Source organism: Gottfriedia acidiceleris (genome assembly GCF_050457485.1).
Taxonomy (GTDB): domain Bacteria; phylum Bacillota; class Bacilli; order Bacillales; family Bacillaceae_G; genus Gottfriedia; species Gottfriedia acidiceleris_D.
Genome location: NZ_JBCMJM010000008.1, coordinates 255,474 through 271,251 on the forward strand (window position 1 = coordinate 255,474; position 15,778 = coordinate 271,251).

The window sequence follows — 15,778 nt, forward strand, 5'->3', positions numbered from 1 at the left end:
AGACGTGATACTTAAAAACGGTAGATATGCCGAAATGTCTTATAAAATAAGCTGGGATTGCTACCCAGCTTATTTTTTTGTTATGTAGCTCTAGCACTTGATTATTTGGACATGGAAGAAACCATGCCCAGCTTAAATAATGGCTGAATTAGTATAAAAATAATGACAAACCCATTTTAAATGAATTTAAAATGGGGTTTGTCGACAGTCTGAAGCCCTCGGAAAGCTCTTTAAACTCACTGTTACATCTTTTAATTATCTTTTCTCACAAGTAGTGAACCGCACTAAACATGAGTTGAGTGCTGAATAAAATTTTAAAACAATCAGAAAAAGGCAATTTTCTGTTATTAATAAAACGAAAAATAGCCTTTTTTAATTTAAATACCTATATTTATTATTTTAAAACAAGATCGATTTAACTTGATTTGTTCTCACATTTATTCCTACTTGATAATCATTTACAAATACATCTTCTTTTACTTCTTCATTTAAATTAACTGTGTACACCTGATCAATCTCACCATTAAATTGCAAAAAAGCATACTCTTCATTTTCCGATGAATTATAAAAACGTATAACAAATTTATCTACTTTTTCAGCCTTCTTCAAAGTACTCAAAACCACATTCGCAGACCTCTCCCTAAAAAAGCTAAACTCCAAAGGCGTCTTCACAACAGACTCATTCAACTTCATAGCATCATAAGGAATCTTATTATAAGCAACAACCGGAGTTAAATACTCCTTAGCAATCCTCGCAACATTCTCTTCCTTATTATATGTCGCAATCGCAAATTCCAAAGACAACTTCCCAATCATCTGAGAATCCGGAGTAGGCAACTTAATCCCAGACGGTCGCCCTGGCCTACGAACCATCTCCTCTTTCCCAAGAAAACCAACACTCCTAAACAAAGTAATAGCTATTGTATCAAATTTTTCACCAACAATTTCATACTCCCTCGTACTGTTTGTTAATACACTAACTCCAAAATCATTATCTAATAATCCAACATAACTCAACATAGGATAAATTGGATCTGGCCTTTCATCCCAATTCTCTTCCTCCCACACATGAATTGACGAATCAACTACATCTCGTTTAATCGAACCAAATTGATTATCTGATACCGAGATAGCCGACGCAATATTCGTTGGAATTAATACCCTTAACCGATGATCCTTCGCTTGATTATCGATTTCAAATTTAACCTCAAGTAATCGTTTATGATTTGGAACATTCACTACAATATGAACATCGACAGCACTATCAATAATTTGTTTTTTACGTTTTACTAAATTTGAAGGAACAGCCAAAGTATATTTAATATCAATTGTTACCCCAAATCGATTTTGCTGAATTTTAGTTTCAGCTATAACATAATCACTATAAAGTAACTCCTCATTTAGAAGTGGAGAGTAATCATATTCATCCCCATCATCCCCACCATTTTCTAATCGAAGAACATTCGTAAAAATTTGTTTAATTTGCTTATCAAAAATATTCAATGTTCCATTTGAATTAACGGTAATCCTATAAAAATCTGTTTCAATCTCATTAGTAGAGTAAGTTATTTTTTTTATGACATCATCATTTTCTTCTACAAAATATGTCTTATAACCCATTGATGGAATATTATCCTTTAATTGGATTGTATATTCAATAAACGGATCATAATTTCCATAATGAACTATTTGACGATCAATTAAGCCTGGGTCAGTAACCTTACTTTCAATAATTTCGTAGTCTATTTCATTTGATTCATGATCAACTAGCTTAAATGATTTTAATTTTGTCATAACACTAGTAGTCACAACTTCAGTACGCTCATAAGGAAGTAAGTTAAAAAGTGTAATTCGATCATGTTCATTAGTAGTATCCATCGAATCAACAATTTTACGTTTATAAAAATTGATTAGTTGATCAACTTTTTCTTCAGCTAAATAAAAACGATTTAAAATTTCTCTGTGTACTTTATCAGAACAACAACAGCCAATACTATCATGTGCGTGATTTTTCATGATTTCTTTCCAAATTAACTCAATTAAACCTTGGTGGTACTCAAACCCTAAACGATAGGCGATAGATGCAAGTGGTTCTAAAATATTGGTAATTTTATTTTCAATTCTAGTATTCGCCGCTTTAATATCCATCCTTGTCGAGTAAATACTTCGATGAACACGCATGTACTTTCCATCTAGAAATTCGCCTTTCAACGTATCAAGGTCATTTTGTGTTTCAAGATTTTCAAAAACATTTTCATATTTACTTAAGAAAAAATCTCGCTCTGGATAAAGATTTTGAAGCTTTTCGATGATTGTAAAAATATTCTTTTGAATCGGCATTTGATCATGACCATTCGGTAAGATTATATGGTCACTAGTTGCTCCTCGATCAAGTACAGTGAAATACTTATCAATTCGACTTTGCAGTACTTCTTCATCCTCTGGTAAATACTTACCGATTGCATACCCTAGCGGAAACAATTGAACTAACACCTTTGAACCATCATCCGTCTCCCAATAAAATTCAGTCTTATTTGTTCCATGCCGTTGAGATGTCCCTCTCCAAAATATTGAATACTTAATATTAAACCCATTTAAAATCATCGGCATTTGAGCTGATTGACCAAAAGAATCTGGAAGATAACCAATTTTCATAGATTCGCCAAACTCTTCGCAGTCCTTCATTCCGTATAATAAATTACGAACAATTGACTCACCACCGACAATCATTTCATCAGTTTGCGTATACCATGGTCCAATTATTAATCGGCCTTCTTGAACTAGCTTTTTTACACGTTCTTTATTTTCTGGTTTTACTGCAAAATAATCTTCTAAAATAGCAGTCTGTCCATCTAACACATAGTAAGGATAATCAGGATTCGTTTCTAACATCTCCATAATTTCTTCCATATTATTAATTAATAGAATTCTAGACTCTTCCGTCGTAAAATACCATTCTCTGTCCCAATGCATATGTGGAACGATATGAACTTTTTTCATTTTGCTCCTCCACTCTTATGCCACATTTTGTTGTGATGCCTTTACTTTTATTTCTTTAACTATTTTTTGTTTTCTTGTCATAATCAATAAGTTTGTTGATATAAACGCACCAATTAATGCTGCTCCAAACCAAATGCCTGCAGCTACTATGGCTGGTTTACCTTGAAGTAAGGCTAAAGAGAAAATTCCAGCTCCAGGAACATTTAGACCAATATTAGAGTAAGCAACTATCGCTCCTGTGACTGCTGAACCAGCGATTAATGAAGGTATCACTCTTAGGGGATCTTTAATCATAAATGGAATCGCCCCTTCTGTAATTCCTGCTAATCCAAGCAACCATGTTTGTTTACCAATTTCTTTTTCTTGTTCAGAAAATAAATGCTTACCAATTATCGTTGCTCCAGTGACGGAAAATGCAGAAACCATTTTGACAGATGCAAATGCTGCATAAGGTACTATATTTCCACTAGCCATTGCACCGATACAGAATGTGTAAGCAGCCTTGTTTACTGGACCACCAAGGTCAAATGAAACCATTGCTCCTAATATTGCACCAAGTATAATCGCATTTGCTCCACTCATTCCATCTAGCCAATCAATTAGTCCCTGATTTAACAGAGCTAATGGCTTACCAATTACAAAAAGCATGATTGATCCAACAACAAGCGTTCCTATTACAGGGTAGAACCAGAAACTAACAAAGCCTGCAAAAGTTCCTTTAGGTTTAACTTTAACTTTTAGATACTTTAAGAAATAACCTGCCAGTAATCCTCCTAGCATACCTCCTAAAAATCCGCTGCCAATTAAATTTGCTGCTACCCCTGCTGCAAAACCTGGCCCTAATGCTGGTTTATCAGCAATCGAGTATGCCATATATGCCGCTAAAATTGGAATCATGATTTGTCCTAATAAAGAACCACCTAATTGGCGTAATAACCATAACCATGATCCTTCCGCTGCATATACATCTTGAAGACCAAAAGCTTGAGCAATAAAGACAGCCGCCGCTAACGTCATACCACCAGCTACAATAATAGGAATGATGTGAGAGATTCCTGTTAAAAGAGAATCCTTGACTTCTGTTTTGATAGATTTACGTTCAATCTCATGAACTGATTCTTCACTTTCGACTATTCCTGCTTTAGGTTTATTTTCTACTTTTTGCAATGCTTGCTCTAAAATACCTTTTGCGTTTCGAAGTGGAGAAGCTACAGATGTTTTTACTTTCGGAAGATGCTTGAATCGCTCTTCATCCTTCACTGCAACATCCACCGCAAATACAATCGCATCAGCCTTTTTAATTAAGTCGTATGTATGCCGATCTTCAATTCCATTTGCACCTTGTTTTTCAACAAATACATTAATTCCTAATTCATTACCTGCTTTAACTAATGCTTCCGCTGCCATATAAGTGTGTGCTATACCTGCTGGGCAAGCTGTAATGGCTAAAACGGTATTATTTCTATCTTGAGAGATTTTCTGATTAGTAGATTGTAAAGATGAATCAAGACGATCATAAAGTTCTTTATTCGTCATTGAATGAAGTAGATTATTTTTATACTCTTCATTTGATAGTCTTGTAACCAGTTCAGATAATAGAGTTAGATGTGTTGTGCCTTCCTCTTCTTTTGGAATCGCTAACAAAATAACTAATTCAACTTGATTTTTTGGATCAACACTTTCCCAGTTACTTATTGGCTTCTCAAGCGTTGCGACTGCAAACGAAGCTTCTTTTACTGCTGAAGTTTTTCCATGTGGAATAGCTAGACCACCTTCAAAACCAGTTGGAGATAAAGCTTCTCTTTCCATCACTGCTTTATAAAACTCTTCTTCAGAATGAATTTTCCCTTCTGATGCTAATTTCTTAACTAAAAATTTTATGGTGTCTTCTTTAGATGTAAATCCCGCTTTAGTACTGATCAAAGCTTCAGAAGTTAACTTTTTTAACTGCATTTTTGTAACCCCTTTCATTTATTAATGGACTACTTTGACTTCATCATAGCAAAAAAAAAATAAGAAGCTTGATACTTCTCATTTTTACACAGTTTTTAGTAAAATTTTATTTTTAATGTGTATTTATACACATCAATTCGATGCTTTCCAGTAAAACTCAGATAAAGCTCTAAGGACTAACAACAAGGGTGTTTTATCTGTAATATTGTATTCATTAAATTTTTTATTAGGAGAGTAGCAATACAATTTCAAATCTGCTATTTGTTGTAAAGAATTTTTACTAAAATGTGTAAGTGAAATTATTTTAATTCCCTTTTGTTTTGCCAGCTCCGCTACATCCAATACTTGAACCGTTTCTCCAGACAATGAAATTAAAAATAGTAAATTATTTTCCTTAGACTCTAATCTAGAAAGTTCATACAATATATCATGACGATGGAAGTAGTATTCAGTTTGTTTACCAACAACCTTAAGATTTTTTATCATCATTTCACAAAATGGTGCAGTATCACCTACTCCAAAGAAAAGCACCCTACGTGCTTCTTGAATTAATTTTGTAGTGAGAGCTAACTTATTTTGATCAATTAATCCAATTGTTTTATGAATGTTAAATGTTAGACTATCCTCTTCTGTAAAAACATCCTGTTTAATAATCTCCTCTTTTAAACAATTCTTCATCTGAGAAAATCCATCAAAACCTAATTTTTTTGTTAATCTCGTAATTGTATTAGGAACAGTAAACAATTGAGCAGCTAAATATTGTATAGAGTAGCCAACTACTTCTTCTTTGTTATTCAAAATAAACTCAATAATTTGATCATCAGTATCGTTTAGTTTATATTCAAATTTTTGAATCCTTTCCTCAAAATGTAACATTAAACAAACACCTACTTATTTATGTACTGTTTTTAATTTACTAGTATTTAACTTCAAAAAGAGAACAACTATAATATTGTTCTCTTTTCCTATTGTTCTTCCTTTTTATTTTTTACTTAACAATAAAATAACGTACTCTAAATCGTTTAAATCATATAAAGGTTCAATATAAGCTGTTTGATTTAAACCTAAATTATCAATTTTAGCTTCTTTTACTTTACCTATTTCAATACCTGGTAAATAGATTCCTCCTAGACCAGAGGTAACAATGATTTCTCCAGGTTTTAATTTATCATTTACATTGAAAAGAGTCATTTTTAAATAGCCAGTTTTCTCATCTGCCCCTTTAATTAGGCCTTGTAATTGATGATTATTTTTTGGTTGGACTGAAATATATGAGGTATATTTAATTGCACTTAATAAATCTACTTTTGAAGTATGATTCGAAACTTCGATTACTTTACCTACTAAGCCTTGAGAGGTTATTACATTTGTATTTATTTTCACTTCATCTTTTGATCCCTTATTTATTTCAACAAAGCTGTTCCAAGTATCAAAATCTCTTTTGGTGACGATTGCTACTTCAGCTTTGTAATTTTGACTTTCTTTATTTAGTCTTTCTTTTAGCATTTTTAATTCTTTATTTTCGAGCTTGTATTCAGTTATATTAGCTTTTAATGATGTTTCATTGCTCATTTTTTCATTTAGATAATCATTTTCTTTTTTTAATTTAATTAAATCACTGATATTATTAGTGTAATTTTCGAATGTCTTGCTTTTTGAGAATAGATACCCACTTGTAAAAAGAATGACGATTAACACCGTAATAATAATTATTTTTTTCATCGGTTTATCCTTTTCTTACCTGTTATTATCATGAATTATTGCAATTTCAATTTAAGAATACCATGAAAAATATCATTAATAAGAATGGGAATATGGCAATTTTGTGTTTGAAAAATTTTAATAGAATCTCCTATTTTTTCTTCCCATTTGTAACCAAAATTAAGAATAGAAAAAATAAAAAGCCAACTGCCGACAGTTGACTTTTGTTCCTATAAGTAATTTAAATGATTGTTTAAATCTAACCCATGAATTATTCATCAAATCCATAAAAAATTACTTTGCATTAGCATCAGGTTGATGAATTCCAAAAATATTACCTTCAGTGTCCTTGAAGTATCCTTGCCAAGCCATTCCAGGCAGTGCATATTTAGGCATTGCTACTTTGCCACCATTTTCAACAATTTTAGCTTCCGTAACGTCGTAATTTTCTACTCCCATTGTACATGCATATCCATTTAATGGTTGGTTTGCTTCAGGAGGAGCACTTTGGCGCTGCATTAAGGCACCATTGATTCCCATTTCGTCCTCATTACCTGTCACTGCACCATAGTATGGCATTCCTGCATATTCACTCCAATCTTGAAACGTCCAACCAAATACCTCTCCATAAAACTTCTTTGCACGTTCCATGTTATCAACATGAATTTCGAAATGAATTAATCTTCCCATAGTTTCCTCCTATGTTATACAAGAATTTTCCTAAACTCATCTAGTATGTACACTATAGTTGTTATTTATAATTATATTGGATATGAAAATAAATTCAATTTCCAAAGAAATATTTCTTTTATCATTTGTTCGACATCATTCTAAATACTTAGTTTTATCGTTAATCGTTCAGCAACAACTTATATACTAGTATTTGATATTTTATATCATCAATTTTTCAACCGTAGGAAGGTCAGCTGGAGCCCATTCAAGTTCATTTAACTCAGAAATTTCTTTCCATTCAATCTTCGCATGCTCATTAGCTACTGGCATACCGCTTATAATCTTGGCTTCGTATGTTATCAAATTTACAATTATATTGGGATACTCATGAATGACATCCTCAACTAATTCGGTTACAAATATTTCACAGCCTAATTCTTCTTGTATTTCACGAACCAACGCCTCTTCAGGTTTCTCATTCTTCTCAATTTTTCCACCAGGAAATTCCCAGCTATTTGGCATGTTCATTTCTGGTGAACGTAAGGCACATAGTATTTGGTTTTGATCGTTTCTTATGACTGCTCCAACTACTTTAATTTGTTTTTTCATTGATTCCTAATTCCTTTTAATTTAATTATTGCTTTATTATTTATACGGGCATGATACTATTTCCCACTTTTATCTAAAATACAAATTGCTTTTTCAATTTTAGCTAACGTCTTACCCATACCAAAATCAATTACTTTAGTGTGTGGCTGAGAGGATTTTCTTTTATTTTTTCGTTTTAATCCCATAATGCTCCTCCTTTATTATCTATTTTATTTTAACAAAGTAGGAACAAAAATATCTTCAAAAGTAAGAAGAATATGGGAACTCTTAATAACATCCTGTTTTCATCAGAGTAAGACTTCTTTTCATCCCTTTCAATTAAGTTAAGACACAATAAGAAAACTAAAATATTCACTTATAGTTCATTTTTGTTTAAATAAAGTCGTATGTTTTTCTGCTAACATTAAATATATCTAGAGTTAGGTTTGCAGAAAGACCATATTTAATAAAGGAAGATGCTCATGAAAACACTGTCACGATTTCAAAAATTATTCTTTTTAATTTGGATCCCTTGCATTATAACTGGAAACATTTTTTTGATTAAAGAAGATGGCTTTACTATTTCTATTTGGTATCAAATTATCCTCGCGTTATCTACATTGATATTTAGTTATGCTAATTGGAAAAATAGAAATCTCACAAGATTTTTAATTAATGTTAGTGTATGTTTAACTATTTCAACTTCAATATTGATTTATTACATTTAGACTGTTACTAAAATTCTAATACCCTACATAGCTCCATTTCTTCTATATAAAAACACAATCCCCATAACTGGATTGCGTCCTTAAAGTATTACGAACCTGTCGATCGATAATGCCTCACTCCAATTTGCCAAACTAGTAAACAGGGTATAATAAAAATAATCCCTGCTACTGGCGATAACATATACAGATACGCTTTCCCATCCGTTTTATCTAAAACATACATTAAAGGTAAGTAATTGACACATCCGAAAGGTATCACAAATGTAAAGAATTTAGTTACCCATTTCTGATAGATATTTAATGGATACTGCGCCATCTCTCTTCCGCCATCTGTAAAAATATTGACCACTTCGAGACCTTGAATTGTCCAAAAACACATCGTTGCAGCAAGGATAAAGATACCTGTAAAAATAAAGACCCCGCTTATGATCATTAAAATAATGGTTACTACTTTCATACTGCTCCATTCGATGGAGAGGTTATTTAATGCCCAAATCAAAACAATTAAACTCTGAAGTAATCTACCAATTCTAGTAAACTCGAATTTAGAACCCATAACTTGAACAATTGTACTTCTAGGACGAACAAGTACTCGATCAAAGTTACCGCTAGCTACTAGACTAGAGAAAGAGTCAAATCCTCGAGCAAAACATTCACTTAAAGCAAATGCCATATGGATAATAGCAAAACAAAGGGCTACCTCATAAAAAGTCCATCCTTTAATTTGCCCAAAACGTTCAAATAAAAAATAAAGACCCGCAAACATCGAGAACGGGATTAAAAACTGGCCACTTGTTAAAAGCCAAAATGATGTGCGGTATTCCATTTGTGATTTAAAGAGAATAAGAAGATATTTAAAATATAGTCCCATAGCGTCAACCTCCTTGGACCACGACTCTTCGTAATGCTTTATTAAAAGCGATTCTTCCTAGCCAAACAAGTAAGCTTAACCAAACAATTTGTATTACGATACCAATTACTGCTTCAGTTTGAGGAATATTTCCAGAGTAAACCCTAAACGGGAAATCAGCTGTCCATCGAAACGGAAGGAAATAAGCAACAGTCTGAAGCCAAGCTGGCATTAATGGAATTGGAATAGTTAATCCGGAGAAAAATTCACCAAAAACCCCAAACAGTAGTAAAGAGCCTATTGGTGACATCGTCACAAATACTGAAATATAAATGAACATTGAAATCGAAACTAGTAGAAGTAAACCAAAAATCAGTGCAAGTAAAAATAACACAAAGTTTAAGACACTTGGTGGTAACGTCATTTTATAAGGTTGAGGTAAAAGGAATGCAACAAGTAGGATCGGGAAACACCTTAGAATTGCACTCGATAAGCGTTGGGCTAAAAGTTTTGAATACCAAAATCCGTATATTTCGCAAGGTCTACAAAGTTCGTATGCGATATTCCCAGTTGTAATCAAATCAAAAAGCTCATTATCACGAAACCACAGCATGATGAAAGCTAAAAAGGATTGTTGTAACCATAAGTATGTAATGATTTCTTTTAAGGAGAGTGGTTGAGATTGTACAGTTTGACTATAAAAAGCTTCAAAGATCATGATGTACATGAATCCCCAGAAAAACTGTGTTGTTACCCCAGCCAATGCTGCTGAACGATATTGCATTCCGTTCAATAATCGTAGTTTTAGTACAGATACATATGGCTTCATATTTGAAACTCCTTGTAGAGACCAACGATAATTTCTTCAATTGGTTGTGCTTCAATCGTCACATCGAGTAGATCAACCTTACTGGATAAACTGGAAATCACGTCAGATATTTTAACTTGTTCCGTGTCTAAACTTAAAATTGCCCGTTCAGGAGACCATGAAATCATTGTGGTTCCAGGAATTTCAAATGGATTATAGTCCTCTCTATAATCTACCGTAATCGTTTTATGAGTCCCAAAATGTTTTCGTAATTCATTTAAGTTACCATCGAACAATAAACTTCCTTTACCAATTAAAATAACTCGATCAGCTAAAGCTTCAATATCATTCATATCATGCGTCGTAAGAATGACGGTAACGCCTTTTTCTTTATTTATCCTTTTAATGAACTCTCGTACGGCAATTTTTGAAACAGCATCTAGCCCAATTGTGGGTTCATCTAAAAATAAAATTTTAGGACTATGTAACAATGATGCTGCGATTTCACAACGCATCCTTTGTCCCAAGCTTAATTGTCGTACAGGTGAAAGAATAAGACTTTGTAAATCGAGTGTTTCAATCAGTAGATCAAGATTATCTTGATATTCATTTTGAGGAATTTTATAAATATCACGGAGAAGCTCAAACGAGTCTATGACGGGTACATCCCACCACAATTGAGACCGTTGCCCAAAAACAACACCGATATGTTTAACGTAGGAAGATCTTTCCTTCCATGGAGTGTATCCCATTATGTTACACGTCCCTCGATCTGGAACCAATATTCCGCTCATGATTTTTATCGTTGTTGACTTCCCTGCGCCATTCGGGCCAATATAACCGACGATTTCCCCCGGCTCAATAGAGAAAGAAATATCATTCAACGCTTCAACAATCGTATGCTCACGATAAAAAAGACCCTTCACTGCCTGCCTCAGTCCTGAAGAACGTTTCGCAACCTTGAAGGATTTACTTAAACCATCTACTGTAATCATTTTTTTCGCCTCCTAACATTTTTTGACTGGAAGAAAAATACTATCATCATACTATCGGCACGTCAATATCTTTTTCAGTTTATTCGGTAATTTTAGAAAAATAAATTTTTACAAGGAGATGGCAACAAAAAAAGAATGAAATCAATTAATCTCATCCTTTTTTAGTAAATCACTTATTCAAAAATTTGTTTGAAGGCGTTAGTTCTCTTGCTGACATGATAACTTAGTTTACTTGAATTCAACTGCCATTTCATCTTTAAATCCGAATAAGTAAGTAAAAATAAAGCCAGCTACATAAGAGATAATAACTCCAGTTAAGTATAATAAGATCTGATTCGTGTGAACTAAGAATGATAATGGAAGTCCTGAAACACCGACTGCAATTGTTGCGATATGGTAATGAGCCTGAAATGCTCCTCCGACTCCGGCACCTAAACATGCCGTTAAAAATGGACGTCCTAGTGGTAGCGTTACACCAAAGATTAATGGTTCACCAATTCCAAGCATTCCTGACGGTAGTCCCCCACCAATCGCACGTTTTAAGCTTTTTTTCTTCGTTTTAAAGTAGATTGCAAACGCTGCTCCGACTTGACCCGCTCCACCCATCGCAAGGATTGGTAGTAATGGGTCATCTCCAATGGAGTTAATTAATTCAAGATGAACTGGCGTCAAACCTTGATGGAGCCCAGTAACGACTAGTGGAAGGAATGTTGCACCAAGTACAAATCCAGCTACAACTCCTCCATAATCAAGAACATTTAGCAAGCCTTTTGTAATCGCATCCGATACATAACCACCAACAGGCATAAATACAAGGTATGTAACGATACCTGTAATTAATAATGCAATGGTAGGTGTGAGTATAATATCAAGAGATTGTGGCACAAATTTTCTTACTTGCCTTTCAACTATCGCGATAAAGATTGCTGCAAAAAGAACACCAATTAACCCTCCACGTCCAGGAACAAGATTGTGCCCAAACAAAGAGATATCTGCAATTCCAGGGTTGATGACAAGAATACCTGCCAATGCCCCAAGCGCAGGGGATCCACCAAATTCCTTTGCTGCGTTTATTCCGACTAAAATTCCAAGATAAGCAAACAGACCAGATCCGATAACAGTTAAAATAATAGCTAATTTTGAATCTGCTGCAAGCCATTCTGCTTGAACTATCGCTTTTGTAATACCCGTTATTAATCCTGAAGCTACAAGGGCAGGAATTAATGGAATAAAAATACTTGCGATTCTACGTAAAAAAAGTTTAAAAGGTTTTGCATTCTTTCTATCAATCTCTAATTTGTTTTTTGAAGCTACCTTATTCAAATCAAAATCAGTGGCCGCCGCAAGCAGTTTATCAAACTCTGCAGCAACTTTGTTTACAACACCAGGTCCGAGTATGATTTGAATCGTTTCTTCTTCTACAACTCCTAGAACCCCTTCTGTCTTTTTGATTGCCTCGATGTCTACCTTTGAATGATCTTTCGACGCTACACGTAATCTTGTCATACAATGAGTGGACGTCGTAATATTCTCCACTCCGCCTAAATGCTCTAATAAATGTTCGGCAATTAATAAGTATTTGCTAATCCCCTTTGCCATCTTCATAACTCCTTTCAAAATAATCCTACCTCTTAAAATAGTTTGAAATGTTTATGATAATAGTCAGCGTTGATAGATTGATAGTTTTTTAAATCGTCCATCCTCTCCCTTTCTAAAAATTTACATCCATAGGTTATTTACCATAAACAAAATTTCGATTTTTTTATTACAGATTTTGAAATTTTCTTTTAAATTTTACGCTTATGATATCGCTTTTATGACAAGGTATTAAGAGGAAAGAATATGATGAGTCTCTATCATGTATGGTTATATAAAAAAAGACGCATCCCATGTTAGTGGAACGCGTCAATAAGGAAGCTATATAAACTATATTTTCCCTATCTTCTTTGAAATTTCTTCTGCTGCTTTCATTACTTCTTCAATCAAGAACGGAATACGCTCCTGAGTAAAACGAAATCCTGGTACATTCACGCTTAAAGCAGCAAGCACTTTGTTGTTGTATCCAGTAATTGGAGCCGCAATAGCTGCCGTATCCTCTGTTTTTTCACTTTGACTTATTGCATAGCCATTTTGTCTAATTTCAACCAGTTGTTGTTTTAAAATCGATGTTGAATCAGGTGAAAGATTAAGCTGATCTAGTACTTGTTGAATTTCATACTCTTTCATATAAGCAAGAATGGTTTTATTGGGAGCACCAATATGTAGTGAAATTCGGATACCGAGATTTTCAGCAATTCTAATTTTTAAAGGACTGTCAATTTTATCAATCACAATTCCATCTATACCACTCTCAATATTTAAATAAATACTTTCCTCTAAATGGTTTGCCAAACGTTCCATTACTGGTCTTGCAACTAACCTGAAATCCATTTTATCCAGTTGACGGAGGCCAAGTTCCATCCATTTATAACCCAACTTGTAATGCTTGGTTTCAGGTATTTGAACAACAAGTCCATGTTGGATTAAAGCGTTTAGTAATCGGTGAAGCGTACCGAGAGATAGAGATGTTTTTTCCGCTAATTCGGTAATTTGCCAATTACTTTTGGATTCATCCGAATTTAGGATATCGATAATAAGCATAGCTCGGTCAATTGATTGGACCATGATCATAACTCCTATGACTCTTCACTTCTTATCTTGGGGAGTCTGTTCAAAAATCTGGGAATATTCCCCGTTAGGGAGATTCCCGTTCATTACGTACTGGTAGTATACGAACATTTCTTTAAAGATGCGTTGACTTTTAGTATCTCAGCTCTTCATGTTTTCATTTCGAACTTGCAAATGAATAATTGTGAGAGTAATTATTTTTTACATCTATCTTACAAGTTTATCGTCTGTTTTTCCAATTTATTTACAACTTTATTGATTCTAATGATGCATTAGACTTATTTTTTCTTATTTTTCGTTTTTTACCGCGACTCACATCCAAAGAATCTTCAAGCTTTTTAACTCCAAACGTTATGATTAACACAAGCGCAAGATAATATAAACCTACGACAATATATGTATTCATTTGTTCAAAGTTAGAGGCAGCCTCACTTAGTCCTGCTCCCCATAAATCTTGCATTCCTACATATGCTACAAGTGAAGAATCTTTTAATCCAATGATAAACTGATTACCAAGAGCAGGAATCGCCATTTTAAATGCTTGAGGTAGGACGATTCTTCTCATTGCTAAAGGTTGGGACATCCCAAGAGAACGGGCAGCTTCCAATTGTCCTCGGTCAATTGATTGAATTGAACCACGAAAGATTTCAGCAATATATGCTCCACTATGCACACCTAACGCCAATGCACCAGCCCAAAACTGCGAGAATGTAATAATACTAGAAAGTCCGAAGTATAAAATGGCGATTTGAACAATAAGCGGTGTCCCACGAATGACCGTAATATATAGATTAGCAATATAATTGAGTGCTTTAATCCGTGAGAGTCTGAAAAATGCAAATATAAGACCTATTCCACTTCCTAAGATAGTAGATACTATTGTCAATTTTAATGTTAATAAAGTTGCTACTAAAAACACATGAAATGTATTTAAAAATATATGCATGATGAACCTCACCCCTCATCTTGTCCTAAAAATCTTAGGCTCTTATTTTACGCTAGTATTCTATTATTATTTTTCTTCAAGAATATTGCGACCAAACCACTTTTGACTAATTTTTTCGTAAGTTCCATCTTTAATAATTTCATCTAAAGCCTTATTAATTTTCTTCTCAAGTTCTTTATCATCTTTCCTTACAGCAATTGCTTGATTATCGTGAGTTAGTGGTGTGCCAACATCCTTAATCTTAGCCTTTCCTTCTTTAATGACTCTAAAGCCAACCATTTGATCCGTAATAACAGCATCTAGTCTACCAGTTGGAAGATCCATAATAGCCGTCAGATCACTATCATAATCAACAACATTTTCTTTTCCAGTATATTTAATCGCTAAATCTTTATAAGGGCTTGCCTTTACAACGCCAATTTTCTTCCCTTTTAAATCCTCTGCAGATTTGATTTCCTTATTATTATCAGCGACAAAAATCTGAGAACCTGAAATATAATATGGATTACTGAAATCAACCACCTTCAATCGTTCATCAGTGATCGTCATACTCCCCAAAATCGCATCATACTTATTGGACACTAATCCTTGTACAATAGTTTCCCATGGGTTTGTGACTGGTACAGCTTTCATTCCCATTTTTTCTGAAAGTGCTTTACCAATTTCAACATCAAATCCAGCAAGTTTGCCATCTTCCTTAAAGTTAAATGGTTTATATAACCCACTCATCGCGTAATGAAATTCTTTTGAACTCGCTTGATTACTGGTTTTATCTGCCCCACATGCACTTAGAAATATTGCCCCTGCTATCATTGAAGATAATAAAATACCATGCCAATTCTTTTTCATTACACTTACCTCCATTATTTT

General features: G+C 33.8%; 14 protein-coding genes. All 14 read right to left on the minus strand.

Annotated features, from left to right (window positions below):
- Positions 1 to 399: 399 nt before the first annotated feature.
- The 14 genes from mngB to ABEY15_RS10000 all read right to left on the minus strand — a co-directional run bounded on the left by mngB (position 400) and on the right by ABEY15_RS10000 (position 15,757).
- Positions 400 to 3,000 carry a mannosylglycerate hydrolase gene (gene mngB / locus ABEY15_RS09935; RefSeq protein ID WP_429889894.1) on the minus strand — a complete coding sequence of 867 codons (2,601 nt, stop codon included), beginning with the start codon at positions 2,998 to 3,000 and terminating at the stop codon, positions 400 to 402.
- Between the two features lie 15 nt (positions 3,001 to 3,015).
- Positions 3,016 to 4,953 (minus strand): PTS 2-O-a-mannosyl-D-glycerate transporter subunit IIABC, encoded by a 1,938-nt coding sequence (mngA, locus tag ABEY15_RS09940; protein ID WP_429889895.1) that lies wholly within the window; start codon positions 4,951 to 4,953, stop codon positions 3,016 to 3,018.
- Positions 4,954 to 5,085: 132 nt separating this feature from the next.
- Positions 5,086 to 5,829 carry a MurR/RpiR family transcriptional regulator gene (locus tag ABEY15_RS09945; protein ID WP_429889897.1) on the minus strand — a complete coding sequence of 248 codons (744 nt, stop codon included), beginning with the start codon at positions 5,827 to 5,829 and terminating at the stop codon, positions 5,086 to 5,088.
- A 105-nt stretch (positions 5,830 to 5,934) separates the two neighbouring features.
- Positions 5,935 to 6,675 (minus strand): rod shape-determining protein MreC, encoded by a 741-nt coding sequence (gene mreC / locus ABEY15_RS09950; protein ID WP_429889899.1) that lies wholly within the window; start codon positions 6,673 to 6,675, stop codon positions 5,935 to 5,937.
- Positions 6,676 to 6,948: 273 nt separating this feature from the next.
- A complete protein-coding gene (locus ABEY15_RS09955) occupies positions 6,949 to 7,344 on the minus strand; it encodes a VOC family protein (protein WP_429889901.1) in 396 nt (131 codons plus the stop codon).
- 201 nt (positions 7,345 to 7,545) lie between these two features.
- Positions 7,546 to 7,935: an 8-oxo-dGTP diphosphatase MutT gene (gene mutT / locus ABEY15_RS09960; protein ID WP_429889903.1), complete on the minus strand. Its 390-nt coding sequence runs from the start codon at positions 7,933 to 7,935 to the stop codon at positions 7,546 to 7,548.
- Positions 7,936 to 7,991: 56 nt separating this feature from the next.
- Positions 7,992 to 8,120, minus strand: coding sequence for a hypothetical protein (locus ABEY15_RS09965; protein WP_429889904.1), 129 nt, complete (start codon positions 8,118 to 8,120; stop codon positions 7,992 to 7,994).
- Positions 8,121 to 8,730: 610 nt separating this feature from the next.
- The gene (locus ABEY15_RS09970; RefSeq protein WP_429889906.1) at positions 8,731 to 9,513 is read right to left on the minus strand and encodes an ABC transporter permease; all 783 of its coding nucleotides are present in this window, start codon (positions 9,511 to 9,513) and stop codon (positions 8,731 to 8,733) included.
- Positions 9,514 to 9,517: 4 nt separating this feature from the next.
- A complete protein-coding gene (locus ABEY15_RS09975; RefSeq protein ID WP_429889908.1) occupies positions 9,518 to 10,321 on the minus strand; it encodes an ABC transporter permease in 804 nt (267 codons plus the stop codon).
- Positions 10,318 to 11,295: an ABC transporter ATP-binding protein gene (locus tag ABEY15_RS09980; RefSeq protein WP_429889910.1), complete on the minus strand. Its 978-nt coding sequence runs from the start codon at positions 11,293 to 11,295 to the stop codon at positions 10,318 to 10,320. The genes ABEY15_RS09975 and ABEY15_RS09980 overlap by 4 nt, the downstream gene beginning before the upstream one ends.
- Positions 11,296 to 11,523: 228 nt before the next feature.
- Positions 11,524 to 12,894, minus strand: coding sequence for a PTS transporter subunit EIIC (locus ABEY15_RS09985; RefSeq protein ID WP_429889911.1), 1,371 nt, complete (start codon positions 12,892 to 12,894; stop codon positions 11,524 to 11,526).
- A 327-nt stretch (positions 12,895 to 13,221) separates the two neighbouring features.
- A complete protein-coding gene (locus ABEY15_RS09990) occupies positions 13,222 to 13,959 on the minus strand; it encodes an IclR family transcriptional regulator (RefSeq protein WP_429889912.1) in 738 nt (245 codons plus the stop codon).
- A 247-nt stretch (positions 13,960 to 14,206) separates the two neighbouring features.
- Positions 14,207 to 14,908, minus strand: coding sequence for an amino acid ABC transporter permease (locus ABEY15_RS09995; protein WP_429889914.1), 702 nt, complete (start codon positions 14,906 to 14,908; stop codon positions 14,207 to 14,209).
- Positions 14,909 to 14,974: 66 nt separating this feature from the next.
- Positions 14,975 to 15,757, minus strand: a complete 783-nt coding sequence (locus ABEY15_RS10000; RefSeq protein WP_429889915.1) for an ABC transporter substrate-binding protein — start codon at positions 15,755 to 15,757, stop codon at positions 14,975 to 14,977.
- Positions 15,758 to 15,778: the final 21 nt, after the last annotated feature.

Excerpts from the sequence above, each read along its gene's own strand:
- mutT (WP_429889903.1), bottom strand. The coding sequence starts at position 7,935 with ATGAAAAAACAAATTAAAGTAGTTGGAGCAGTCATAAGAAACGATCAA.
- ABEY15_RS09970 (WP_429889906.1), bottom strand. The coding sequence starts at position 9,513 with ATGGGACTATATTTTAAATATCTTCTTATTCTCTTTAAATCACAAATG.
- mngB (WP_429889894.1), bottom strand. The coding sequence starts at position 3,000 with ATGAAAAAAGTTCATATCGTTCCACATATGCATTGGGACAGAGAATGG.
- ABEY15_RS10000 (WP_429889915.1), bottom strand. The coding sequence starts at position 15,757 with ATGAAAAAGAATTGGCATGGTATTTTATTATCTTCAATGATAGCAGGG.
- ABEY15_RS09980 (WP_429889910.1), bottom strand. The coding sequence starts at position 11,295 with ATGATTACAGTAGATGGTTTAAGTAAATCCTTCAAGGTTGCGAAACGT.
- ABEY15_RS09955 (WP_429889901.1), bottom strand. The coding sequence starts at position 7,344 with ATGGGAAGATTAATTCATTTCGAAATTCATGTTGATAACATGGAACGT.
- ABEY15_RS09990 (WP_429889912.1), bottom strand. The coding sequence starts at position 13,959 with ATGGTCCAATCAATTGACCGAGCTATGCTTATTATCGATATCCTAAAT.
- ABEY15_RS09945 (WP_429889897.1), bottom strand. The coding sequence starts at position 5,829 with ATGTTACATTTTGAGGAAAGGATTCAAAAATTTGAATATAAACTAAAC.
- ABEY15_RS09965 (WP_429889904.1), bottom strand. The coding sequence starts at position 8,120 with ATGGGATTAAAACGAAAAAATAAAAGAAAATCCTCTCAGCCACACACT.
- mngA (WP_429889895.1), bottom strand. The coding sequence starts at position 4,953 with ATGCAGTTAAAAAAGTTAACTTCTGAAGCTTTGATCAGTACTAAAGCG.
- ABEY15_RS09995 (WP_429889914.1), bottom strand. The coding sequence starts at position 14,908 with ATGCATATATTTTTAAATACATTTCATGTGTTTTTAGTAGCAACTTTA.
- mreC (WP_429889899.1), bottom strand. The coding sequence starts at position 6,675 with ATGAAAAAAATAATTATTATTACGGTGTTAATCGTCATTCTTTTTACA.
- ABEY15_RS09985 (WP_429889911.1), bottom strand. The coding sequence starts at position 12,894 with ATGGCAAAGGGGATTAGCAAATACTTATTAATTGCCGAACATTTATTA.
- ABEY15_RS09975 (WP_429889908.1), bottom strand. The coding sequence starts at position 10,321 with ATGAAGCCATATGTATCTGTACTAAAACTACGATTATTGAACGGAATG.